The 22,928-nt window shown below is 49.6% G+C and carries 20 protein-coding genes and 1 pseudogene; 14 read left to right on the top strand and 7 right to left on the bottom strand.

The window, feature by feature from the left end:
- Nucleotides 1–77 precede the first annotated feature (77 nt).
- Nucleotides 78–1,841, bottom strand: coding sequence for a gamma-glutamyltransferase (gene ggt / locus U0008_RS14740; RefSeq protein ID WP_043494492.1), 1,764 nt, complete (start codon nt 1,839–1,841; stop codon nt 78–80).
- Nucleotides 1,842–2,021: 180 nt separating this feature from the next.
- The gene (gene bioA, locus U0008_RS14735) at nt 2,022–3,311 is read right to left on the bottom strand and encodes an adenosylmethionine--8-amino-7-oxononanoate transaminase (protein WP_080723960.1); all 1,290 of its coding nucleotides are present in this window, start codon (nt 3,309–3,311) and stop codon (nt 2,022–2,024) included.
- 106 nt (nt 3,312–3,417) lie between these two features.
- Here bioA and bioB point away from each other — a divergent pair, with 106 nt between their 5' ends.
- The 8 genes from bioB (at nt 3,418) to U0008_RS14695 (ending at nt 11,404) form a co-directional block, all read left to right on the top strand.
- Nucleotides 3,418–4,455: a biotin synthase BioB gene (gene bioB, locus U0008_RS14730; RefSeq protein WP_025797528.1), complete on the top strand. Its 1,038-nt coding sequence runs from the start codon at nt 3,418–3,420 to the stop codon at nt 4,453–4,455.
- A gap of 5 nt (nt 4,456–4,460) precedes the next feature.
- Nucleotides 4,461–5,621 (top strand): 8-amino-7-oxononanoate synthase, encoded by a 1,161-nt coding sequence (gene bioF / locus U0008_RS14725; protein WP_043494498.1) that lies wholly within the window; start codon nt 4,461–4,463, stop codon nt 5,619–5,621.
- On the top strand, nt 5,596–6,363 hold the full coding sequence (gene bioC / locus U0008_RS14720) for a malonyl-ACP O-methyltransferase BioC (RefSeq protein WP_043494487.1): 768 nt from the start codon (nt 5,596–5,598) through the stop codon (nt 6,361–6,363). Before bioF ends, bioC begins: the two co-directional genes overlap by 26 nt.
- Nucleotides 6,356–7,063 (top strand): dethiobiotin synthase, encoded by a 708-nt coding sequence (gene bioD / locus U0008_RS14715; RefSeq protein ID WP_043494484.1) that lies wholly within the window; start codon nt 6,356–6,358, stop codon nt 7,061–7,063. Before bioC ends, bioD begins: the two co-directional genes overlap by 8 nt.
- Nucleotides 7,064–7,223: 160 nt before the next feature.
- Nucleotides 7,224–7,469 carry a hypothetical protein gene (locus U0008_RS14710; protein WP_072008178.1) on the top strand — a complete coding sequence of 82 codons (246 nt, stop codon included), beginning with the start codon at nt 7,224–7,226 and terminating at the stop codon, nt 7,467–7,469.
- A gap of 16 nt (nt 7,470–7,485) precedes the next feature.
- On the top strand, nt 7,486–8,016 hold the full coding sequence (locus tag U0008_RS14705) for a helix-turn-helix transcriptional regulator (protein WP_043494477.1): 531 nt from the start codon (nt 7,486–7,488) through the stop codon (nt 8,014–8,016).
- 953 nt (nt 8,017–8,969) lie between these two features.
- Complete coding sequence (gene uvrB / locus U0008_RS14700; RefSeq protein ID WP_043494474.1) at nt 8,970–10,988, top strand: excinuclease ABC subunit UvrB; 2,019 nt, start codon at nt 8,970–8,972, stop codon at nt 10,986–10,988.
- 119 nt (nt 10,989–11,107) lie between these two features.
- Nucleotides 11,108–11,404 carry a VF530 family protein gene (locus U0008_RS14695; RefSeq protein WP_025797540.1) on the top strand — a complete coding sequence of 99 codons (297 nt, stop codon included), beginning with the start codon at nt 11,108–11,110 and terminating at the stop codon, nt 11,402–11,404.
- Nucleotides 11,405–11,472: 68 nt separating this feature from the next.
- On the opposite strand, the gene U0008_RS14690 is transcribed toward U0008_RS14695, so the two are convergent.
- Nucleotides 11,473–12,009 (bottom strand): NAD(P)H-dependent oxidoreductase, encoded by a 537-nt coding sequence (locus tag U0008_RS14690; RefSeq protein ID WP_043494472.1) that lies wholly within the window; start codon nt 12,007–12,009, stop codon nt 11,473–11,475.
- A 127-nt stretch (nt 12,010–12,136) separates the two neighbouring features.
- Here U0008_RS14690 and U0008_RS14685 point away from each other — a divergent pair, with 127 nt between their 5' ends.
- A complete protein-coding gene (locus U0008_RS14685) occupies nt 12,137–13,030 on the top strand; it encodes a LysR family transcriptional regulator (protein WP_043494470.1) in 894 nt (297 codons plus the stop codon).
- 3 nt (nt 13,031–13,033) lie between these two features.
- Here U0008_RS14685 and U0008_RS14680 read toward each other — a convergent pair.
- Nucleotides 13,034–13,219 (bottom strand): annotated as a pseudogene (locus U0008_RS14680) (carboxymuconolactone decarboxylase family protein); the annotation flags it as partial.
- Nucleotides 13,220–13,304: 85 nt separating this feature from the next.
- Between U0008_RS14680 and pdxR the strand changes: the two are divergent.
- Both pdxR and dusC read left to right on the top strand, forming a co-directional pair.
- Nucleotides 13,305–14,756, top strand: a complete 1,452-nt coding sequence (gene pdxR / locus U0008_RS14675; RefSeq protein WP_043494466.1) for a MocR-like pyridoxine biosynthesis transcription factor PdxR — start codon at nt 13,305–13,307, stop codon at nt 14,754–14,756.
- A gap of 64 nt (nt 14,757–14,820) precedes the next feature.
- Entirely contained in the window at nt 14,821–15,765 is a 945-nt protein-coding gene (gene dusC / locus U0008_RS14670; RefSeq protein ID WP_038502962.1) for a tRNA dihydrouridine(16) synthase DusC, read from the top strand.
- Between the two features lie 16 nt (nt 15,766–15,781).
- Here dusC and U0008_RS14665 read toward each other — a convergent pair whose 3' ends face one another.
- Nucleotides 15,782–16,693 (bottom strand): EamA family transporter, encoded by a 912-nt coding sequence (locus U0008_RS14665; RefSeq protein ID WP_025797552.1) that lies wholly within the window; start codon nt 16,691–16,693, stop codon nt 15,782–15,784.
- 202 nt (nt 16,694–16,895) lie between these two features.
- On the opposite strand from U0008_RS14665, the gene tam reads away from it, so the two are divergent.
- The 3 genes from tam to U0008_RS14650 all read left to right on the top strand — a co-directional run bounded on the left by tam (nt 16,896) and on the right by U0008_RS14650 (nt 19,962).
- Complete coding sequence (gene tam, locus U0008_RS14660; RefSeq protein ID WP_025797555.1) at nt 16,896–17,684, top strand: trans-aconitate 2-methyltransferase; 789 nt, start codon at nt 16,896–16,898, stop codon at nt 17,682–17,684.
- A gap of 254 nt (nt 17,685–17,938) precedes the next feature.
- The gene (pbpG, locus tag U0008_RS14655) at nt 17,939–18,877 is read left to right on the top strand and encodes a D-alanyl-D-alanine endopeptidase (protein ID WP_043494464.1); all 939 of its coding nucleotides are present in this window, start codon (nt 17,939–17,941) and stop codon (nt 18,875–18,877) included.
- A gap of 167 nt (nt 18,878–19,044) precedes the next feature.
- Complete coding sequence (locus U0008_RS14650; RefSeq protein ID WP_025797559.1) at nt 19,045–19,962, top strand: DUF808 domain-containing protein; 918 nt, start codon at nt 19,045–19,047, stop codon at nt 19,960–19,962.
- Between the two features lie 178 nt (nt 19,963–20,140).
- Here the strand turns inward: U0008_RS14650 and U0008_RS14645 are convergent, their stop codons facing one another.
- Entirely contained in the window at nt 20,141–21,793 is a 1,653-nt protein-coding gene (locus tag U0008_RS14645) for a methyl-accepting chemotaxis protein (protein ID WP_043494461.1), read from the bottom strand.
- A gap of 348 nt (nt 21,794–22,141) precedes the next feature.
- Complete coding sequence (locus tag U0008_RS14640; protein ID WP_043494458.1) at nt 22,142–22,900, bottom strand: SDR family NAD(P)-dependent oxidoreductase; 759 nt, start codon at nt 22,898–22,900, stop codon at nt 22,142–22,144.
- Nucleotides 22,901–22,928: the final 28 nt, after the last annotated feature.

Genomic DNA, 22,928 nt, shown 5'->3' with positions numbered 1-22,928 from the left:
GGGTATTCTAACAGATAAACGGCCACAAAGGGGGATGCCCCTAGTCTCTAGGGGCGGAAGTAGGCTCGATTTGCTAATCAGTAGCCAACGGCAGAACCCGAAGGACGCCGAACGTCATTAGCGCCATAGATAAAGCCTTCGCGCACTTTCCCGGATACCGCCGAGTCATTACCCGAGCTCTCTGAGCTAACACCGGCGGCGCCCGGCAGACCGACCATAATGAGTTCAGCGGCTCCCCAAGGGGTTTGCTCAACCAGTTTATAGCCGCGTTCCTGCAACAGTTTTTGGGTGTCTGCCGAGAGGCCGCGCTGTTCGAAGTAAACTTCATCCGGCAGCCACTGGTGATGAATTCGCGGGGCATCGACGGCTTCTTGCGGTGCCATGCCGTGATCGATAACGTTCAATACCGTTTGCAATGTGATGGTGATGATTCGCGAGCCACCCGGAGAGCCAACAACCATAAAGACTTTGCCATCTTTAGTCACCAGCGTTGGCGTCATGGATGACAGAGGGCGTTTACCCGGTGCGATGGCGTTGGTTGCGCCCTGTACTAAGCCATACATATTTTGCTCGCCCACTTTAACGGTGAAATCATCCATCTCGTCGTTGAGGAAAAATCCGGTGCCGGGCGCAATCACGACGGAGCCAAAACGTCCGTTGATGGTATAGGTGGTGGAAACCGCATTACCGTTGTGGTCAACGATAGAGTAGTGCGTAGTTTCTGGTTTTTCATGAGGTTCCATACCCGGTTGAACGCGGCTCGAAGGCGTAGCGATCTCAGGCTGGATCTGCTTACGAATTTCGGCGGCGTACTCTTTGCTGAGCAGTTTTTCCGTAGGGTTCTTCACAAATGCCGGATCGCCCAAAAACGTATTGCGATCCATATAGGCATGGCGCATTGCTTCCGTCATGGTATGAATGGTTTGGGCAGAATTAAAGCCCGATGCCTTGAGGTCGTACCCTTCCAAAACGTTGAGAATTTCGCAAAGCGTGACGCCACCAGAGCTTGGCGGTGGCGCAGATACAAATTCATAGCCGCGATAAGAGCAGGTAATCGGCGCAGTTTCTGCGATGCGAAAATCGGCGAAGTCTTTAGCCGTCAGGATCCCACCCCCTTTTTTCGCCGCGGCTTCAACGGCCTGAGGGATTTTCCCCTGATAAAAAGCATCGGGGCCGTTTTGTGCGATAGATTCAAGTGTGTTAGCCAGATCGGCTTGAATCAGCCGATCGCCGGGCTGAAGGGGATCGCCATTTGGACGTAAAAAGATGCGCGCGGCTTCGGGATCGTCACGAAACTTAGCAATGGTGGTATCTAAAATATCGGTATCACCGCGATTGAGAATAAAGCCATCGCGAGCCAGTTTGATAGCCGGTTCCATCACCTGCTGACGTGTCAGTTTGCCATATTTACGCTGCGCGGTATCGAGCCCTAAAACCGTTCCCGGAACACCGGCGGCAAGATAACCATAGAGGCTAGCGCCTTTCTTCACGTTTCCGTTCTCATCGAGATACATATTGGCGCTAGCGGCGGCCGGTGCCGTTTCACGGAAGTTAATGAAAGTATCTTCACCGTTGGCTAAATGTATGGTCATAAAACCGCCGCCGCCGATATTACCGCAGCAAGGGTTAACCACCGCCTGAGCGTAACCAACGGCGACAGCGGCATCAATGGCGTTGCCTCCCATTTTGAGGATATCAACCCCAACCTGAGAGGCCAGATGTTGAGAGCTAACAACCATGCCGTTTTTTGCCTCAACGGCGGGCATTGAGGCGGCGTTAGCGCCCTGTAATAGTGCGAGAGAAAGCGCTGAAGCCATCAGCGCAAGTGGCCATTTCTTCATCTAAAACTCCTGTCTAATTCGATTATTAGTGCGTATTCACACTCATAGGTGTGAGTTATCGTTATGACGCTTATTATTTAAGCAAAAACGAGACCACCAAAAGGTGATCTCGCTAATAAGCGTAGACAGGAATGAGAGACTCTGAACTTTCAGGGTTACTGCTAGGTTTTTTTAATTACGCTAGTCCAGAAAATGTTCGGCTTGATCTAAGGCCATGGATACGGCTCGAGTGAGCTTGGTGAGCTGTTCGGCAGAAATAATATAAGGTGGCATCAGATAAATTAACTTACCGAAAGGACGCACCCAAACCCCTTGTTCGACGAAATAGCGCTGTAAGTTAGCCATATTCACCGCTTTATGCGTTTCAAGAACGCCGATAGCCCCTAGGACGCGAGCCTGTTTCACCTGAGGGTGATCGTTAAGCGGCAAGAGCTCTTGCTGTAGCTGGCGCTCTATCGCCGCAACCTGCGTTTTCCACTCTCCGCTGGCAAGAATATCTAAACTGGCCACCGCCGTGGCACAGGCGAGTGGATTACCCATAAACGTTGGGCCATGCATGAAGCATCCCGCTTCGCCGTTGCTGATTGTTTCTGCCACATTTCGCGTGGTGATTGTGGCAGATAGGGTCATGTAGCCACCGGTAATCGCTTTACCTAAACATAAAATATCTGGCGTGATCCCCGCGTGCTCGCAGGCAAAAAGTTTGCCCGTGCGGCCAAATCCCGTCGCAATTTCATCGGCGATGAGCAAGATCCCATGACGCTCGCAGGCGGCTCGAACCAGTTTAAGATAGCGTGGATGATAGAAACGCATGCCTCCCGCGCCTTGAACGATAGGTTCCAGAATAACCGCCGCGATATCCTGATGATGCGCCGATAGCAAGCGGGCGAAAGGCACAAAGTCCATTTCATTCCACTCATCGCCAAAAGCACACTGTGGTGCGGGTGCAAACAGATGCTCAGGAAGGTAGCCCTGATACAAACTGTGCATGGAGTTCTTTGGATCGCATACCGACATGGCGCCAAAGGTATCACCGTGATAGCCGTTGCTTAGGGTTAGAAAACGCTGACGTTTCTCCCCGCGAGCATGCCAGTACTGCAATGCCATTTTCATCGCCACTTCCACGGCGACGGAACCGGAATCTGCGAGGAAAACGCACTCAAGTGCTTCAGGCGTAATGTCCACCAAACGCTGACATAGCACAACGGCGGAAGGATGAGTGATCCCGCCAAACATCACGTGTGACATGGCTGAAAGTTGCTGAGTCACGGCCTGGTTCAGCGCGGGATGGTTGTATCCGTGAATCGCGGCCCACCAAGAAGACATGCCGTCGACCAACTGACGTCCATCCTCCAAATGCAGTTCACACCCGTGCGCCGAAGTCACGGGATAACAGGGCAATGGCTGGGTCATTGACGTGTACGGATGCCAGATGTGGCGGCGGTCGAACTCGATATCAGATGGGGTCATAATAGGTATTGGTAAACTAAAATTGTGATCATTTGGTTGACAGTGTACCGCTTTTTTCTAAACTGACGACACTTTTTCCCCTCAAATTGAATAGGGAGTTGCCATCATGGCAGATCGTCATCACTGGACATTAGAGCAAGCCCAAGCTCTGTTTGCAAAGCCGTTCCTCGAGTTAATGTTTGAGGCTCAGCAGGTTCATCGCCAGCATTTTGACCCGCGTCAGGTGCAGGTAAGTACGCTGCTTTCGATTAAAACCGGTGCTTGCCCCGAAGACTGCAAATACTGTCCGCAAAGCTCACGCTATAAAACGGGTTTAGAGACCGAAAAACTGATGGAAGTGCAGCAGGTTCTGGACTCTGCGCGACAGGCCAAAGCCGCCGGTTCTACACGATTCTGTATGGGCGCTGCATGGAAAAACCCGCACGATCGCGATATGCCGTACCTTGAGCAAATGGTGCAGGGCGTCAAAGACATGGGGATGGAAACCTGTATGACGCTCGGAACGCTATCCGACCAACAAGCCAACCGTTTAGCCAATGCGGGGCTGGATTATTACAACCATAACCTCGATACCTCGCCAGAGTTTTACGGCAGTATCATCACGACCCGTAGCTATCAGGAGCGTTTGGATACGCTGGAAAAAGTGCGTGATGCCGGTATTAAAGTCTGTTCGGGGGGGATTGTTGGGCTCGGTGAAACCGTACGTGACAGAGCCGGCTTGCTCACGCAGCTAGCGAATTTACCTAAAGCGCCGGAAAGCGTGCCGATCAATATGTTGGTTAAGGTCAAAGGAACGCCGTTAGCGGATAACGACGATGTGGATGCCTTTGATTTCATTCGTACCATTGCTGTGGCGCGCATCATGATGCCAACGTCTTATGTGCGTCTTTCTGCTGGTCGTGAGCAGATGAATGAGCAAACTCAGGCCATGTGTTTTATGGCGGGAGCCAACTCCATTTTCTACGGTTGCAAGCTGCTTACCACGCCGAATCCGGGTGAAGATAAAGACGTTCAGCTGTTCCGCAAACTGGGTCTAAACCCTCAGTTGACCGAAACTGAACACGGCGACAATCAGCAACAGCAGCACCTCACTGAACAACTGCTGCATGCCGATACTGAGCAGTTTTATAACGCCGCCGTGTAATCATGATGAATTTTCAACAGCATATCGAGAATGCGCTGGCCGAGCGTCGCTCAGCCGGAGCCTATCGTTCGCGGATCGTGAGTGAAACGGGCAGCGGGCGTGAGATCCTCGTGAATGGGCGGTCATATCTCAATTTCTCGTCTAACGACTATCTTGGCCTAAGCCGCGATAAATCGGTCATTGACGCGTGGCAACAAGGCGCTGAACGCTATGGTGTAGGCAGTGCTGGTTCTGGGCATGTTACGGGTTTCACCACTGCGCATGCGGAATTAGAACAACAGTTAGCGGCGTGGTTAGGCTATCCGCGTGCTTTGCTGTTTATCTCGGGTTATGCGGCCAATCAGGCCGTTATCGCCGCGCTAATGCAAAAAGGTGACAGCATCTTTGCTGATAAGCTCAGCCATGCGTCGCTGATGGAAGCTTCCATTCAATCACCAGCAACGCTGCGACGTTTTCAACATAACCAGCCAGACTCCCTCGAAAAACTGCTGAACAGCGGTGGAGAAGGGCGAGCGCTGGTGGTGACTGAAGGCGTGTTCAGCATGGACGGTGATAGTGCGCCGCTGGCGGATCTCTATCAACAAAGTCAACGAGCCGGAGCATGGCTGATGGTGGATGATGCGCACGGCATTGGCGTGTATGGCGAGCAAGGGCGTGGCACCTGCGACGCACAAAAAGTGAAACCGGAATTGCTGGTGGTGACATTTGGCAAAGCCTTTGGGCTCAGCGGTGCCGCCGTTTTGTGTTCTGAATCCGTGGCTGAATACTTCATTCAGTTTGCGCGCCACTTGATATATAGCACCAGCATGCCTCCTGCCCAGGCCTGTGCGCTTACAGCTGCGCTGCGCCGAGTACGTGAAGGTGATGAGCTACGTAGCCAACTGAACCATAACGTATTGCAGCTTCGTCAGGGATTAAACGATTTAGGTTTAACGTTGATGGAATCAAGTTCAGCGATTCAGCCCGTGATTATTGGCGAGAATCAGGCTGCGCTAGATTTGGCTCAGCAACTGCGGGAGCAGGGGATTTGGATCAGCGCTATTCGTCCGCCAACGGTTCCCCCCGGAACCGCACGTCTGCGCATTACTCTCAGCGCGGCGCATGGCGCGCAGGATATAAACCGTTTATTGGAGGCGCTGCATGCTACCGCATACATTTTGCGTTGATAAGTCTGCGGTGGCGGCGGCGTTTAGCCGCGCCGCGGACAGTTACGACGCCGTTGCAGGTTTTCAGCGGCGCTGCGGGGAAAAGATTTTATCTCAGCTCAATAATTTATCGGGCTTGAAAGTGTTAGATGCGGGCTGCGGTACAGGGGTTTTTAGCCGTGAATTCCGCCGCGCAGGGGCACACGTCATCTCTCTCGATTTGGCTGAAGGTATGCTTGAGAAATCGCGTATCTTAGATAGCGCGGAGCAATATCTCCTCGCTGATATCGAACATATCCCGTTACCTGATCACAGCGTCGATCTCTGTTTTAGCAATCTGGCTATTCAGTGGTGTGGCTCTTTAGGTTCTGCATTGGCTGAGATGAGCCGTGTCGTGAAGCCGGGGGGAAAGGTTGCGTTCTCAACGTTGGCACAAGGCTCGCTGACGGAGTTAGCTCAGGCTTGGCAGCAAGTGGATGGCCAAACGCATGTAAACCAGTTCTTAGCATTTGACGCAATCAAACTGGCCTGTGAGCCGTTTTCACATGATTTACAGTTAACTCATGAGACTGAATTTTATCCCGATGTCATCACCTTAATGAAGTCACTCAAAGGCATTGGTGCTACGCACATACACCAAGGCCGAAACTCAGGGCTAACTAGCCGTGGACGTTTTGCGCAACTAGCCCGCGTTTATCCTCAACAGGCCGAAGGTTTGCCTTTGAGCTATCAGTTGGTCATCGGAGTTTTGCATTGTGAATGAAAAGACATATGAGCTGCCTTGTTTAAGCGAGGCATGGTTTGTTACCGGAACCGACACTGAAGTGGGAAAAACGGTCGTCAGTAGTGCGCTATTGGAAGCCGCGACTCTGCGAGGAAAAGATACAGTTGGGTATAAACCCGTAGCTTCTGGCAGTGAATGGCGTGAGGGAAAACTGCGAAACACCGATGCGCTTGCTTTACAAGCGGCCTCATCAATATCCGTCAGTTACGAAGAAGTGAACCCCTATACCTTTGAAGAGCCTACGTCACCACACATTATTAGCGCTGATGAAAATCGACCTATCGAATTTGACGTGATGTCACAGGGGCTGCTGGCGTTACGCAAAAAGTCGAGTTGGACGCTGGTAGAGGGCGCTGGAGGGTGGTTCACGCCGCTTAGTGAGACCACGTCTTTTGCGCAATGGGTCATTCGAGAACAGCTGCCCGTGATACTCGTCGTGGGGGTGAAGCTAGGGTGTATTAATCACGCCTTGCTAACGGCTCAGGCCGTTGAGCAATCTGGATTAAAACTGGGCGGATGGGTGGCTAACTGTGTGGTAGCGCCAGGAAAGCGCCACGCTGAATATATGGCGACGCTTAAGCAATTATTACCTGCCCCATGCTTGGGGGAAATCCCGCATATCCCGCACGCAGATGCGAAAGCGCTCGCCGCATATTTGGATCTCTCTTCCCTGAATTAATGCAATACAACGCTACGCAAAACTATTTTGCGTAGCGGATTCCAGTCTTCTGCATTCCCTCTGTATGTCTTTTTTTATCCCATGTATTTTGCGCTTTCTTAAATAGAAAAAGGTTGTCATTTGACAACTTTATGGTGTTTTTTTAAGCTGGGAGCAGAAAATGAGCAGAGCGATACATCCTAAAAAGGAAATTGAACAGGCGCTTAATTTCGTTGAGTTGAACGGCTGGCGTATTGAAGTAGGCGGTAGTCATGCGTGGGGGAAAATGTATTGTCCTTATCCCCAAGAGAAGTGCCGCTGCGGTGAGTTTTGCATTACATGCATTTGGTCTACGCCAAAGAATGCGGAAAACCATGCGCGTCAGCTTAAAAAAATCGTTGAGCATTGCGCTCATCATGCCAAGTAATGACAGAGGATAGAACATGAAGGATTATGAATTTACACTCATTTTTTCTTTGCCCGATCAGAATGATGAACCATCAAACTATCTTGAGGTATTAGGTGCTGCAGGCTGCACCGATGCCACCATCGGCGTGGGGGTGGCTGGCCGTATTGCCATGAATTTTTGTCGCACCGCCGAGGACGCCAATGAGGCGATATCCACGGCCATTCAAGATGTGCTGAGCGTGCTGCCACATGCAGTGCTGTGTGAGGCCGCACCGGATTTTGTAGGCCTAACTGATATTGCTGAGCGTTTGGGGTTTTCTCGCCAAAATATGCGCAAGTTAATGGAGCAAGGAGGGAATAATTTCCCTGCGCCTCTGCATCAGGGGAAAACGGCTATTTGGCATCTTGCCAGCGTTCTGACATGGTTAAGAGATGTTAAAAACTACACTATAGACTCCCGATTGTTAGAGCTGGCAGCGGTCAATATGCAGTGTAATTTACATCGTGCCCTCAACGAAGCTGATAGTCGTTTTCAGCGAGAGATTTCTGGCTGGTTAAGAAAATAGCGATTGAGAACACTGCAACCCAAAAAGCCATTCTCCATACAAAACATTAACAACCAAAGCGTGGGTGAATTCATTGCTTGGATCGTTTTAGGCCGATATTAATAAGAGCCGATGAAACCCCAAAAAGAGAGTAAAAAAACGCTGATAAATTCCGCACCACGGCGGTGCTCAAAAAAAACACAGTGGTGCAGGCGTAATTCATCAAGGGAATAAAAGATCAAGCACTGAATCCTCGCACGACGAAATAAGTTACCCTAGCAAGCACTTTTGTTAGTGCAAATAAGTATATCAAAAAGAAAAAATAGCTAAAAAATTAACTAAAAAAAGGACTCCGAAGTCGATTTACTGACAGATTGTCATTTTTCCGTAACTCAAGCGCCAAGCGGAGTGGTGCAAGTTATCCACTATTCCTGTGGATAACCTTGTGCATTAGGTTTAGAGAACTCATCAAAATCCAGAGCCAGCGCGGCTTTCACACGCTTTGGTTGATATGATAACTATATTTTAAAGTTGTTTATATTCAATGAGTTATTTAAAATCAAGCACTAGGTAAAGAATCGTGTTGCGCAACAAAACAGTCTTGACAAGCGCAGGCTAAAAAAGTTAATTCGCGAGCTGCATTGGGGATAAATGTCACCGGTAGGTGAAAATTGTAAAACGGATGTAATTTGGTTTTTTTGTGGGTTGCCTAAAGCGGTGATAGAGCATGGGGAAATACACAAAACGGTGCAGATAAGGTTTGAAGCTGGTTTTATATCCAGTATCATAGCAAACTTCTTCTCGCATTACCGTGAACGTGATTCTCTAGCAGTGCGGAGAAATCCCTCGCAGGATATATAGGGAGTCAGTGGCAAAATTGGGTAGGCCTTCCATAATCAATGCCGGACGATTAAGCATTCGAAAATGCCGTGGCCCTTCTAAAAGACAAATGCATTTAAGCAAGGTGTTGATTCATGAGTAAAACGTTCAAATTGCATTCTGCATTCAAGCCAGACGGCGACCAGCCTGAGGCGATTCGTCGTTTAGAGGCAGGTTTAGAAAATGGTTTGGCGCATCAAACGCTGTTAGGTGTAACGGGGTCAGGTAAGACGTTTACGATTGCCAATGTGATTGCCGACCTCAACCGGCCAACTATGGTCATGGCACCCAACAAAACGTTGGCGGCACAGCTTTATGGCGAGATGAAGCAGTTTTTCCCAGAAAATGCTGTGGAATATTTTGTCTCCTACTATGACTATTACCAGCCCGAAGCCTATGTGCCGAGTTCAGATACCTTTATTGAGAAAGACTCCTCGGTAAACGAACATATTGAACAAATGCGGCTTTCAGCGACGAAAGCGCTGCTTGAGCGCAAAGATGTCATTGTTGTGGCCTCGGTTTCAGCCATTTATGGCTTGGGCGATCCTGATGCCTATTTGAAAATGATGCTGCATTTAACACGCGGCATGATTATCGATCAGCGAGCTATCTTGCGCCGTTTATCCGAACTGCAATATGCGCGCAACGATCAGGCGTTTCAGCGTGGTACCTTCCGCGTTCGCGGTGAAGTGATAGATATTTTCCCCGCCGAATCCGAGGATGAGGCATTACGCGTTGAGCTGTTTGATGAAGAAGTGGAGCGTCTATCGCTGTTCGACCCATTAACGGGCCAACTGATCCAAGAAGTTCAGCGTTTTACCGTGTATCCAAAAACGCACTACGTTACGCCGCATGAACGCATCTTGCAGGCGATGGAAGATATTAAGGTTGATTTGGCAGAGCGGCGCAAAGTATTGCTGGCCAATAACAAGCTGCTAGAAGAGCAACGGTTGACGCAGCGTACACAGTTCGATCTCGAAATGATGAACGAGCTAGGCTATTGCTCGGGCATTGAAAACTACTCGCGCTATCTCTCTGGGCGTAAGCCGGGTGAAGCGCCGCCAACGCTGTTTGATTATCTTCCTGCCGATGGGCTGCTGGTGATCGATGAATCCCACGTCACCATACCTCAAATTGGCGGCATGTATCGCGGCGACCGAGCGCGCAAAGAGACGCTGGTGGAGTATGGATTCCGCTTGCCTTCTGCGCTTGATAACCGCCCAATGCGCTTTGAAGAGTTTGAGGCTTTGGCACCGCAAACTATTTATGTGTCTGCAACCCCAGGTAATTATGAGCTTGAAAAATCAGGCAGTGATATTGTCGATCAGGTTGTGCGTCCGACTGGTTTGCTTGATCCATTGATTGAGGTGCGTCCGGTTGCCACGCAGGTTGACGATTTGCTCTCTGAAATTCGTATTCGCGAGGCGATTAATGAGCGTGTACTGGTCACTACGCTGACCAAGCGAATGGCGGAAGACTTAACTGAATATCTCGATGAACACGGTGTGCGGGTTCGCTATCTGCACTCTGATATCGATACCGTCGAACGTGTAGAGATCATCCGAGATCTTCGCCTCGGTGAATTTGATGTTCTGGTTGGTATCAACCTTCTTCGTGAAGGGCTCGATATGCCAGAGGTTTCTTTGGTCGCGATTTTAGATGCAGACAAAGAAGGCTTCCTACGTTCAGAGCGTTCGCTGATTCAGACCATTGGCCGTGCGGCACGTAACCTGAATGGTAAAGCGATTCTTTATGGCGATCGCATCACCAACTCTATGGAGAAAGCGATTGGTGAAACTGAACGTCGTCGTGCAAAACAGGAAGCATATAACCTTGAGCATGGCATCACGCCACAGGCGCTGAATAAGAAAGTTTCCGATATTCTCCAACTGGGTGAAGCGTCGTCACGTGGTAAAGGTAAGCATGGGCGAAGCAGCAAAGCGGCTGAGTCTTCTGCGGCTTATCAAGCGCTGTCACCAAAACAGATCGAGCAGAAAATTCGCGATCTGGAAGCGCAGATGTATAAACATGCTCAAAACCTTGAGTTTGAAGAGGCCGCCAGCCTCAGGGATGATATTCAAGCGTTGCGCGATCAGTTCATTGCGATGTCTTGATACCTAAAAAGGTGCTGACGGTTCCGGCACGCCTGCGGCTTGCACTCTCAGGCCGCAGTCAGTATGGTGTGCGAAAATTTTGTAAACTCGTATTGAGTCCATTGCCGACAGGAATTTCCATGAACGCCCAAACATCTAAAGACCCTTTGCATGGCATCACGCTGGAAGCTTTGCTGACATCGCTGGTGGAGCGTTATGGCTGGGCTGAGTTGGCGAAGATTATCAGCATCAACTGCTTCAAAAGCGATCCTAGCATTAAGTCGAGTTTGAAATTTTTGCGCCGAACCCCGTGGGCTCGGCAAAAAGTGGAAGAGCTGTATATTGATTCACTGGCAGACATGCCTGCTGTCACCCAAGAAGCCAAAGCCCCAGAGACAAATCCTTGGGGTAAATGGGAAGAGAAGAAACCTTCTTAAAACCGCTTATTTAAATAAGCCGAGTTTGGTCTGTCATCCTCCAGCAGAGAGGATGACAGCGTCAAAAATCAGTCAGCGTTTTGCAATTCATGGATTCGACTCAGTAATCCATTCACACCAGTATCAATTAATTGATCCGTAATATCGTTAGCGCCCTGAATCAAATATGGGTCTAACCAATGCATGCCAACCAAATGACTCATATTGTTAAACGGTAATAAGAGGCTTTCAACAGGATAGCGGTTGTATCCCTCGGCGGTATACGCCTGCGCATTGCCTCCTGTTGAGGTCGCGATCATCAGCGATTTGCCATGTAATGCTTTGCCCTGGCTACCATAGGCAAAACCATAGGTTAATACGGCATCTTGCCACTCTTTTAAAATCGCCGGAGAGCTATACCAATAGAAGGGGAAGAGCATCACCACAATATCGTGTTCGGTGAGCAGTTTCTGTTCGCGCTCTACGTCGATATTGTAATCGGGATAGTGGCGCATAAGCTCGTTTACGGTGACGTTTTTCTGTGTTTTCAAGGCATCAATCGCCGCATGGCTGATGCGTGACTGATCGGGAAAGCGATGCGCGGCTAATACCAGCACTTTTTTCATAGTTTTTCTCTTGTGATTTCAATGATAGTGAGAGTGATAACGTTATCGATGCGGGTATTTTTTCATTTCTGCACGCGCTGGTGTAGCCTGTAAAACAGTAAATCTGTTTCAACCTAAGGTTAAAAGCATGGCATTGCCTATAGACGTATATCGACTTATCCCCGCGTTTTTGGCTTCGGCAGAGGCGCAAAGCTTTTCTGCTGCGGCTCGTCAGTTGGGCATTAGCGCTGCGGCGGTGAGTAAGAATGTGCGGGCATTAGAAATGCGTTTAAATATCCGCTTATTTGCGCGCAATACGCATTTTGTCATGCTGACGGAAGAGGGGGCCGATTTTCGCCGTCGGATAACGCCATTATGGCAGGCATTAAATCAGGCCTTGGACGAGCGACAGCTGAGTGAAGAGCCTTCAGGATTGGTGCGCGTGAGCGTCATTCCTGGTTTTGGTCGCCATCGATTAATGCCGTTGCTGCCGATATTCAGCCAACGCTTTCCTAAGGTCACCATCGATCTTGAGATGGAGCCGCGTTTAGTTAATCTCATCGGTGAGAATATTGATGTGGCGATTGGTCAACGTACCGCTACCGACAGTCGATTAGTGGGGCGCGAAATGTGTGTGGCCTACAGCAAAATGGCGGCATCGCCTGAATATTTAGCGCGTTTAGGTACGCCACAAACGATAGACGATCTTCTCTCGCATCACCGCCTAATACATCGAAATTCCGGTAGCGGAAAGCTGATGGCGTGGTGGGATGATGAAGGTAGCGTGAATGAGCAGCAGGCGTCATTTATTGCCACATCGCCCGATAGCTTGGTTGATGCGGCGCTGAGCCATATGGGCATTGTGTGTTTGGCGGATTGGTATCTCGAGGAGCACTTTCGCAGTGGGCGTTTAATACCGATTCTGGAGCCGTTTTGGCCGCAAGCGCGTTCGATGCATATTTGGTATCCCTCGGCGGATATACCGCCAAGAGTCAGAGTGTGGGTCGACTTTGTATTAACCCACTTCCCTCTGCGTAGCTAGGTCTTACTGACGCATGCTGATTGCCATACGATTGAAGGCATTCATAAGGCTAATGGCAAAAGTTAAGTCAGCAATTTCAGTATCGTTAAAGTGTTCTTTCAACGTCGCAAATAATTCATCGGACGTTCCACAATATGAAATATGCGTGACGGCTTCAGCCCAGTCTAGCGCTGCACGTTCACGCGCGTCGCTCTCGTGGTTTGATAAAGCGACTTTACGCTCAATATGGCCTAGTATATAGAGCCATATCTTTACTATTTTTATAGGCCATATTATGGCGACTCTTCACGCTTTTCTCGTTGTTGATCCTTCAGCTAAAGAGCCAATTTATCGCCAAATTTACCAACGAATTAAGATGGCGATTACTGATGGCGTGCTCACTCCCGGCGAGCGGTTGCCTTCCCTGCGGGGCTTAGCCAGCGATTTAAGCGTTGCCCGTGGAACCGTTGAAGCGGCCTATGGATTGCTGAGCGGTGAAGGATATATCGAAAATAGCCAGCAGGGCGGAACGTGGGTTTCTCGGCGGCTAAATATGGCGAAAAGCGCTGAGATCCCCAAACCGATATTAGAAGCGCCTCGTCATGCCGGTATGCCTTTGCCTTCTTCACAGCGGTTGCCGTTTCAACTCGGTGCGCCTGCTTTGGATGCATTTCCTTTAGGGCAATGGAATCGCTTATTAAGCCAGTGTGCGCGTCAGACTCGGCGTGAAGAACTTTCTCATCCGGCACCTCAAGGTTTTCTTGCGCTGCGAGAGGCGTTAGCCGGGTATCTGCATATCTCACGCGGTATTCGCTGCGCGGCGCACCAGATATTTATCGCGGCTGGTTATCGCTCGGTGCTGTCACTGATTGCGAATGCCTTACTTAAACGTGGCGATGAAGTTTGGTTAGAAGAACCCTGTTTTCCGTTCCCATGGCATGTGCTGCAAGATTTTGGCGTGAGCCCCGTGCCCATCCCCGTGGATGAGCAGGGATTGTGCGTGGAAAAAGGCGTGCGCGATCATGCACAGGCACGCGCAGCGTTGGTTACGCCAGCACATCAAAGCCCGCTTGGCTTAGGACTTAGCCTGCCACGGCGCATGCAGCTTTTAGCGTGGGCGCAGCGCCAGCAAAGTTGGATTATTGAAGATGACTATGATGGCGAATTTCATTATCAAGGGCATCCGTTACCGGCGCTGAAAAGCTTAGATCAACTAGAACGCGTGCTGTACGTTGGCACCTTCAGCAAGGTGCTGTTTCCCGGATTGCGCATTGCATACGTGGTGGTGCCGGAGGCTCTACTTCCTCAGTTTCACCAGACCATGCGGACGTATCCCTGCGTGTGCCCCACGCTGATGCAGGCCACCACGGCACAGTTTATTTATTCAGGTCAGTTTTATCGTCATCTAAAGAAAATGCGCAGTTTGTATGCTCAGCGTCGGCTCTGGCTGGCACAGGCATTACAGCGACAGACGCGTTATCGGCTAATCACCGAGCTTCAGGCGGGCGGTATGCATTTGCTGGTGCGTTTACCCGAATGCTTCGATGATGCTTTGGTTGAAAGAGAGGCGCGGGTACAGGGGCTCGCGTTGGAGGCGCTTAGCGTTTGGTATCACGGCACTGAAAATCCGCCACACGGGTTGATCTTAGGTTTTACCAACGTGGAAAGTGAAGCTATGGCCCAGAACTGGGTGGAATTATTGCTGAATGTGCTGGCGCGTTGTTCTCCCGTTGCGGGCGAGCGCTGAACTCAGTACCATTTGCGCCTCAAATTTAGGCGCAAATAATAATGATGAGCATGCAGGCTGAATGATGCAGACAGTAAAAAGGGTGCTTTTAGCACCGATGGAAGGGGTTCTCGACTCTTTGGTGCGCGAACTGCTGACCGAAGTGAATGATTACGATCTCTGCATCACCGAATTTGTGCGCGTGGTGGACAGCCTGCTGCCTGAAAAAGTGTATTACCGTCTTTGCCCCGAACTGGCTAATCAAAGCCTAACGCCTTCAGGAACCGCCGTGCGCGTGCAATTACTGGGGCAACATCCTCAGTGGTTGGGCGAAAATGCAGCGCGAGCCGTTGAGCTCGGATCGTGGGGCGTAGATTTGAACTGTGGCTGTCCTTCGAAAATGGTCAACGGCAGCGGCGGCGGTGCGACGCTGCTCAAAGATCCTGAGATGATTTATCTGGGTGCCAAAGCGATGCGTGAAGCCGTGCCGTCACATTTACCGGTTACGGTGAAGGTGCGTCTTGGCTGGGATTCGGGTGCGCGCCAGTTTGAAATTGCCGATGCGGTACAGCAAGCGGGCGCAACCGAAATTACCGTGCACGGACGTACCAAAGAAGATGGGTATAAAGCCGACAAAATTAACTGGGCGGCGATTGGCGAAATCCGTCAGCGTTTGAGTATTCCCGTGATCGCGAACGGTGAGATTTGGGATTGGCAAAGCGCGCAAGATTGCATGGCGGCTACCGGCTGCGATTCGGTGATGATTGGCCGTGGAGCACTCAATGTGCCGAATTTGAGCCGAGTCATTAAGCAAAATGCGCCTAAAATGCCGTGGCCTGAGGTGATGTTGCTGCTCAAAAAATATGTGCGACTTGAGAAGCAGGGCGACACCGGGTTATATCATGTCGCGCGCATTAAGCAGTGGCTGGGGTATTTGCGTAAAGAATATGCCGAAGCTTCAGAGGTTTTCAGTGAAATCCGTGCGTTGAAAACTTCGGCCGATATTGCCCGCGCTATTGAACGACTCTAGCGTTAACGACTCTTTCTCAATGGCTAAGCGACCGCGCTCGCTTAGCCATCAGTTTCCCGCCAAAAACATTCACCAATAATCCCAGCATGATGAGCAGCAAACCATAAATCTGCAAAGTCGAAATTTGCTCGCCTAAAATGAGTGCGCCACTGGTTAATCCAACGACCGGCACCAGCAGAGCGAACGGCGTTACGCGCCACGTTTCATAACGGGTTAGCAAGCTTCCCCACAGGCCGTAGCCAATATGGGTGGAGAGGTACGCGATGTAGCACAGGGCCAGAACGGTTGGGATGCCAATATTCATCACGCTGCTTTCAATTACGGCTTGTCCTTCGAACAGCCACGAACAGAGTAAAAAAGGCAAAATAGGCACCAATGCGCTCCACACCACCAACGACATAATGCTGGTCTTGCCTGCATTTTGCATGATGGAACGATTGGTAATGTTACCGCATGCCCATGAGAATCCTGCCGCGAGCGTAAAGAGCAGGGCGATTAAAGGGATGTCGGTTAAGCTTCCCGTCATACCGCCTTTGGCGAGTACCAGCATGCCTACCGCCGCCATAAGAATTCCGATGATCTGGCTGCGTTTGATTTTCTCACCAAGAATCAATGCGCCAAGCAAAACGCTAAAGAATACCTGCGATTGCAGAACCACGGAGGCAATGCCTGACGGCATGCCTAGATTGATAGCACAAAATAAAAAGGCAAACTGTGCGAAGCTGATGGTGAGTCCATAAATAACGATCCCCTTCAGCGGGATTTTTGGACGTGGTACAAAAAATATCGCCGGAAACACAACCAGAATAAAACGCAGTGCGCCGAGGAGCAAAGGCGGCATACCGTGCAAACCCACCTTGATGACCACAAAGTTTACGCCCCAGATAACGACGACACACAGGGCTAACAACATATCTCTAATGGACATTATGACTCCTTGAAAGGGCGCGCTTTTTTGATTTTTCTCGCTGGCTTGGATGCAAAACTATAGCTAAAGTCATCAAGGTGAGATACCCGCGAACGGGATATGTTCTGAATAAAGAGTAAGGTGACATAGTTAGCCTGCTTAGAAGCGTGGGGAAGCATAAATTTGGCTATCCAACAGAAGATTCTGCTTAAAGGAAAACATCATGAGCGATTGGGATCCAGAACTGTATTTGCGCTTTGAGGCGGAAAGAACCCGTCCAGCGCGTGAACTGCTTGCCAGAATTCATCATCCTCACGCTATGAAGGTGAGCGATTTGGGCTGTGGGCCTGGTAACAGCACGGCGCTATTAGCGCAGGCGTGGCCAACGGCGCAGGTGACCGGCGTGGACACTTCACTCAATATGCTCAACAAAGCACAGGAAAGATTGCCGCAGTGTACCTTTGTACAATCAGACATCAGCCATTGGCAGCCTGATGAAGCGCAGGATGTTATTTATGCTAACGCGGCTTTGCAGTGGGTGTTGGATCATGAAACCCTGTTGCCTCATTTGGTAGCTCAGCTGGCGGATAATGGCGTTCTGGCGATTCAAATGCCGGATAATCTCAATCAGCCTTCTCATGCATTGATGCGAAAAGTTGCGGCGGAGGGGCCATGGGAGAGTTTGAATGGTGAAGCCGAATCCGTGCGCAAAAAGTTGCTGACCACTGAGGAGTACTACGATCTTCTGGCATTACAAGGATGTGAAGTTGATATTTGGCGCACGACTTATTACCACGTCATGCCATCGGCTTCGGCCATTATTGATTGGCTGAGCTCAACGGGATTACGTCCCTTCCTCGATAAACTCAGCGAGGATCAGCGCCCCGAGTTTCTTCGCCGCTATTTATGCGAACTCGAGCAAGTCTATACACCGCGCGCCGATGGAAAGGTGTTATTAGCGTTCCCTCGCCTGTTTATTGTGGCGCGCAATGTGGAGAACGGGGCGATTTAGCGACGCGGGTTTTGTTTTAGGTGTTATTCATTATTTTTAATCAAAAAATAAATGACGATCTGAATATTAAACTCACAACCAGAAACATAATTATTACATCTTCTCGTAGCTCAAACATTCACGTTAAGAGTATGATTATCGCCAGCTTGTCGGCCTACATCCCTTGTGTGGCGCGGCAAGCAGCGTTCCGGGGATTTAAGCACACTATTTTATGCTGCCCTCGGTGTTATCGAACATTTGATTGATACGTGATCATGCCTGTAAAACTCCGATATTCTTTATTAAGCCTGTTGCTTTTAGGCAGCAGCGTGGCCAGCGTTCCAAACGTGCTCGCAAGTGAGAACGCGCCAACAACGCATAATGCCTCTTCTTTGGTATTAGCGTCAGGCAGTGCAATGGTGGTGGATTTAAAAACCCATAGCGTCATTTATTCGAGTAACCCAGACGTGCAGGTTCCTATTGCTTCAATCACTAAACTGATGACGGCAATGGTGGCGTTAGATGCCAAACCTGCGATGGATGAAGTGATTTCGGTCGATATCCACAATACCAAAGAGCTGAAAGGCGTTTTTTCTCGGGTGCGTGTGGGAAGTGAGGTCAGCCGTCGTCAAATGATGTTAATGGCGCTTATGTCTTCGGAAAACCGCGCTGCGGCAAGCCTTGCCCATCATTATCCGGGCGGCTACAACGCCTTTATTAAAGCAATGAATGCTAAAGCGCGTTCGCTAGGAATGACGCATACCCGCTACGTTGAACCCACTGGACTTTCTGTGAACAACGTATCCACGGCGAGAGATTTAACCAAGCTGCTGACGGCGAGCAAAAACTACCCGTTGATTAGCGAGTTGAGCACCACAGAAACCAAGTCGGTGACGTTCTCAAACCCGGTTTATACCGAAACATTTAACAATACCAACCACTTGGTGCGTAATGATAAATGGGCAATCCAACTGACTAAGACCGGCTTTACGAATCAGGCCGGTCATTGCTTGGCGATGCGTACCACTATCGGTGGCCGTCAGGTGGCGCTGGTAGTACTGGATGCTTTCGGAAAATATACTCATTTTGCCGATGCTAATCGCCTGCGAGATTGGATGTTAACCGGTAAAGCATCGCCGGTTCCTGCGGCGGCGCTGAGCTATAAAAAGCAGAGAGGCCTGCATGGCAGTGTACAGGTTGCTGATAATAAATAGTTTTTAAACACTATCTGGTGCTTACGGTTTTCCGTCGCACGATAAAAACGGCAGGGGCTAAAACCCCTGCCGTTTTTTTATGCATAAAGCGGGTCTTGAGATTAACGCGACATTTTTCCCCCTAACCCCTATCATTATCTCAGTGATTAAAGCTTAAGGATTTCAATGTGGCTGGTGGTAGCTTACTAACGTTATTAGATGATATTGCCTCAGTGTTAGACGACGTAGCGCTGATGAGCAAAATGGCAGCCCGCAAAACCGCAGGGGTTTTAGGGGATGATTTAGCCTTAAACGCGGAGCAGGTCACTGGCGTTTCAGCTGACCGAGAACTGCCGGTGGTATGGGCGGTGGCAAAGGGATCCTTGCTCAATAAGGTGATTTTAGTACCGCTCGCCTTGTTGATCAGTGCTTTTGCACCGTGGGCGATTACGCCTTTGCTGATGCTGGGTGGCGCATTTTTGTGCTACGAAGGTTTTGAGAAACTGGCGCATAAAGTGTTGCACGGCAAAGAGGAAAAACATCAGCCAAAAGCCGAAGAGAAAGTGCCCGACGATCTACGCGCCTACGAAAAGGCTAAGGTCAAAGGAGCCATACGCACTGATTTTATTCTCTCCGCCGAAATTGTAGCGATTACGCTCGGCACGGTCGCCGCTGCCCCGTTTATCCAGCAGGTGATCGTCCTCAGTGGGATTGCCATTGTGATGACGCTGGGCGTTTATGGCATCGTGGCAGGCATTGTGAAGCTTGATGATTTAGGCCTGTGGATGAGCAAAAAAAGCTCGGCATTGGTTCAAAAACTGGGCGGTTGGATCGTTGATGCTGCACCGTACTTGATGAAGATCCTCTCCGTAGTGGGTACGGCGGCGATGTTTATGGTGGGCGGTGGGATTATCGTTCACGGTTTACCGTGGGTGCATCACTACTTCGAACATTTAGCTGAAAGTGGAGCTGACCTGCCAACGGTTGGTACCGTGATTGCTGGCCTTGGCCCTACGCTGCTTAATCTCGTGTTTGGGGTTATCGCTGGGGCGATTGTATTACTGGTGGTGAGTGGCGTTGGGAAGCTGATCCCGAGAAAAGGATAAGGCATTCCTTAGCGTATACGTTGCTAGGTAAAATTCCGCCCGCCGGTTTGTATCGAGTTTGGTCGCACATCTGTGGAAGATAGATGAAACTCGGTATTCATCGTTGGGCGGAGTTTTATCGCGAGATAGTTAGGCCGAATTTAAAATCGATTTACTTAAAATCGATGTACTCTGCACCTTAAAAGCTATCCCAATTCTCACCATTATCATCGGCAACGGCTTTCAATTTTGGCGCAGCTACCGCCTGTGGCTGTACTCGAATTTTCTCGGGCGCTGAACCTGACGTGGCGAGTTTGAAGACCGCAACGGTTTGATTTAAACGATCGGCCTGATCTTCAAGGGCGCTGGCAGCGGAAGCGGATTGTTCAACCAAGGCCGCATTTTGCTGGGTGACCTTATCCATTTCATTAACGGCCTGCGCGATCTGGGTGATCCCGCGACTTTGCTCTTCTGAAGCGCTGGAGATTTCTTGCATGGTTTCGGTGACTTGGCCAATGGCGGTCACAATTTCTGTCATTGCACCACTGACGTTTTCAACCAAATCATTGCCTTGATCGACGCGCAAGACGGATGCATCAATCAGCGTTTTAATCTCTTTGGCAGCCTGAGCGCTGCGCTGCGCTAAACTGCGCACTTCACCGGCCACAACGGCAAATCCACGACCTTGTTCGCCAGCCCGAGCCGCTTCAACCGCCGCATTCAGCGCCAGAATATTGGTTTGGAAAGCGATTCCATCGATGACGCTGGTGATATCGCCAATTTTGCGGGAACTATCGGCAATATCACTCATGGTGACCACCATTTTACGGGTGATTTCACCGCCGTTAACGGCGCTGCTTGACGCGCGTTTTACTAATGATGTTGCTGCATTTGCACTATCGGCGTTGTTTTTTACCGTAGCAGAAAGCTGTTCCATGCTGGCTGCGGTTTCTTCAAGCGAGCTTGCCTGTTCCTCAGTACGGCTGGAAAGGTCGCTGTTGCCTGCCGCAATTTCCTGTACGCCGGTATAGATATTCTGAGTGCCTGCGCGCACTGCGCTGACGGTATTCGCCAGCTCATCACGCATGTGCTTCAATCCTTGCATCAGTTTGCCAATTTCGTTGTTGCCATTGGCATCAATTTCAATCGATAAATCACCGTGCGCAATGGCCGCTTGATAGTCGATAACCTGATTGATTTTATTCAGCACATATTTTCTTATCCACACCAAAACCGCGCCGGTCAGGACAATAAATACGAACATAAAGGAAAGCGAAAGCGGCAACATTTGACGATAGCTGGCCTGAGCCGCGTTGGCTGCAGGCGTAATAATAGAATTGGCTACGTAGGCTGATGTGTCATCCAGTGCAGACATAAAATGCGTGGATGAACTGTTGTGCATAATCGACTGGAATTTAACCAGATCGTTATTTTCTAGGCTGACAATCAATTGCAGCAGATCACCGCGAGCTCTTTCATAGAGCGATTTTACGTTTTTAGTGCGCTCAATTTCATTTTGATTGGCTTGAGAGAGTTGATAAAACTTCTCCATCTGCTGATCGACTTCGGTCAGATTTTGGCGCAGTTCACCGAGTGACTGACGCGCTTTGGCATCTTGCGGCTGAGTTGCGAGCATCAGCGCGTCTTTGAGTACTTCTTCACGGATCTCGGTGACTGAAGCATAGGCGTTATCCATCGCCATGATTTGGTTAAAGCCGGAGGAGATTTGCGTGAGTCGGTCATTCGTGCCTGAGGCATCAAGAATGCTCCAAGAACCGGAGAAAATTTGAATAATACAGAATAGGGCTAATACACCCATTAATCCCTGAGAGATTTTTAATCGTTCGAACATAGATAGCACAACCTAAATTTAATCAGATGCAATAGGACAAATAACGTTGTCATTGCCGTGGGAAGTGCTCTCTGTTTTCGGCTGAAAAACTAAAAACTTTAGCTATTTAATAAATCTTGATGCTTAAAAACGATGGTATAAATCTATCGTTAACTTAATTGAATCAATTAAAACATAATAATAACATTATACTGTTTTTATATTTCCATCGTTGATGTGTGTATTTAGTAGAAAATGATAAATAAGCTTGTTAATTATTTTGCAATTAGGAATAACTTTATAAAATCAAATTAGCCCACATAAAATGTAGGCTTTGAGATCAAAAGGTAATCTAAAACAGTCGATGCTTTAGAGGAACATGCCACCCGAGGCCTCAATACGTTGACCATTAATCCAGCCCGCCTCATCTGACAACAACATGGTGACAGCTTTGCCAATATCTTCAGGTAAACCCACGCGTCCCAAGGCGGTTTGTGAGGCGATAAAGTCGTTAACCTGCTTGTTATCGCGCACCACACCGCCGCCAAAATCTGTCTCAATAGCGCCTGGAGCGAGAATATTCACGCTAATGCCGCGCGACCCGAGTTCTTTGGCTTGATAGCGTGTCAGCACTTCCATTGCGCCTTTCATCGCTGCATAGGTTGCAAAGCCTGGTAGAACAAATCGGCTTAAACCAGTGGAAATATTAATAATACGTCCACCGTCTATGATGATGGGCAGCAGAGCCTGAGTGAGGAAGAATGGCCCTTTAAGCTGAATGTTCATGAGTTGATCAAACTGTTCTTCGCTGGTTTCGGCGAAGGGAGCATTGATGCCAATACCGGCATTATTAACCAAAAAATCGAAATCTTTGCGTCCCCATTTTTGCCCTAACACTTGTTCCAACGCGGTACGGAAATGGGTGAAGGAACTGGCTTGGCTAACATCTAAGGGTAAGGCAGCGGCCTGTGCACCGGTCTGTTCAATCTGTTTCACCACGTCGTTGGCTTCATCTTGTTGGCTGCGGTAGGTTACAACGACATCGACTCCCTGCGCGGCAAGATGCAGCGCCATGCTTTTACCTAAGCCACGGCTTGCGCCGGTAATCAGTGCAATCTTATTACTCATGTTCATAACCCTTGTGTGGGGCGCTGCC

Source organism: Hafnia alvei, from assembly GCF_034424155.1.
Classification (GTDB): domain Bacteria; phylum Pseudomonadota; class Gammaproteobacteria; order Enterobacterales; family Enterobacteriaceae; genus Hafnia; species Hafnia alvei.
Note: the sequence above shows the minus strand (reverse complement) of the source record. Positions and strands in the feature narration are given on the sequence as shown.

Coding starts and splice junctions, on each gene's coding strand:
- ggt (WP_043494492.1), bottom strand. CDS start 1,841: ATGAAGAAATGGCCACTTGCGCTGATGGCTTCAGCGCTTTCTCTCGCA.
- bioA (WP_080723960.1), bottom strand. CDS start 3,311: ATGACCCCATCTGATATCGAGTTCGACCGCCGCCACATCTGGCATCCG.
- bioB (WP_025797528.1), top strand. CDS start 3,418: ATGGCAGATCGTCATCACTGGACATTAGAGCAAGCCCAAGCTCTGTTT.
- bioF (WP_043494498.1), top strand. CDS start 4,461: ATGAATTTTCAACAGCATATCGAGAATGCGCTGGCCGAGCGTCGCTCA.
- bioC (WP_043494487.1), top strand. CDS start 5,596: ATGCTACCGCATACATTTTGCGTTGATAAGTCTGCGGTGGCGGCGGCG.
- U0008_RS14710 (WP_072008178.1), top strand. CDS start 7,224: ATGAGCAGAGCGATACATCCTAAAAAGGAAATTGAACAGGCGCTTAAT.
- U0008_RS14705 (WP_043494477.1), top strand. CDS start 7,486: ATGAAGGATTATGAATTTACACTCATTTTTTCTTTGCCCGATCAGAAT.
- uvrB (WP_043494474.1), top strand. CDS start 8,970: ATGAGTAAAACGTTCAAATTGCATTCTGCATTCAAGCCAGACGGCGAC.
- U0008_RS14695 (WP_025797540.1), top strand. CDS start 11,108: ATGAACGCCCAAACATCTAAAGACCCTTTGCATGGCATCACGCTGGAA.
- U0008_RS14690 (WP_043494472.1), bottom strand. CDS start 12,009: ATGAAAAAAGTGCTGGTATTAGCCGCGCATCGCTTTCCCGATCAGTCA.
- U0008_RS14685 (WP_043494470.1), top strand. CDS start 12,137: ATGGCATTGCCTATAGACGTATATCGACTTATCCCCGCGTTTTTGGCT.
- pdxR (WP_043494466.1), top strand. CDS start 13,305: ATGGCGACTCTTCACGCTTTTCTCGTTGTTGATCCTTCAGCTAAAGAG.
- dusC (WP_038502962.1), top strand. CDS start 14,821: ATGCAGACAGTAAAAAGGGTGCTTTTAGCACCGATGGAAGGGGTTCTC.
- U0008_RS14665 (WP_025797552.1), bottom strand. CDS start 16,693: ATGTCCATTAGAGATATGTTGTTAGCCCTGTGTGTCGTCGTTATCTGG.
- tam (WP_025797555.1), top strand. CDS start 16,896: ATGAGCGATTGGGATCCAGAACTGTATTTGCGCTTTGAGGCGGAAAGA.
- pbpG (WP_043494464.1), top strand. CDS start 17,939: ATGCCTGTAAAACTCCGATATTCTTTATTAAGCCTGTTGCTTTTAGGC.
- U0008_RS14645 (WP_043494461.1), bottom strand. CDS start 21,793: ATGTTCGAACGATTAAAAATCTCTCAGGGATTAATGGGTGTATTAGCC.
- U0008_RS14640 (WP_043494458.1), bottom strand. CDS start 22,900: ATGAGTAATAAGATTGCACTGATTACCGGCGCAAGCCGTGGCTTAGGT.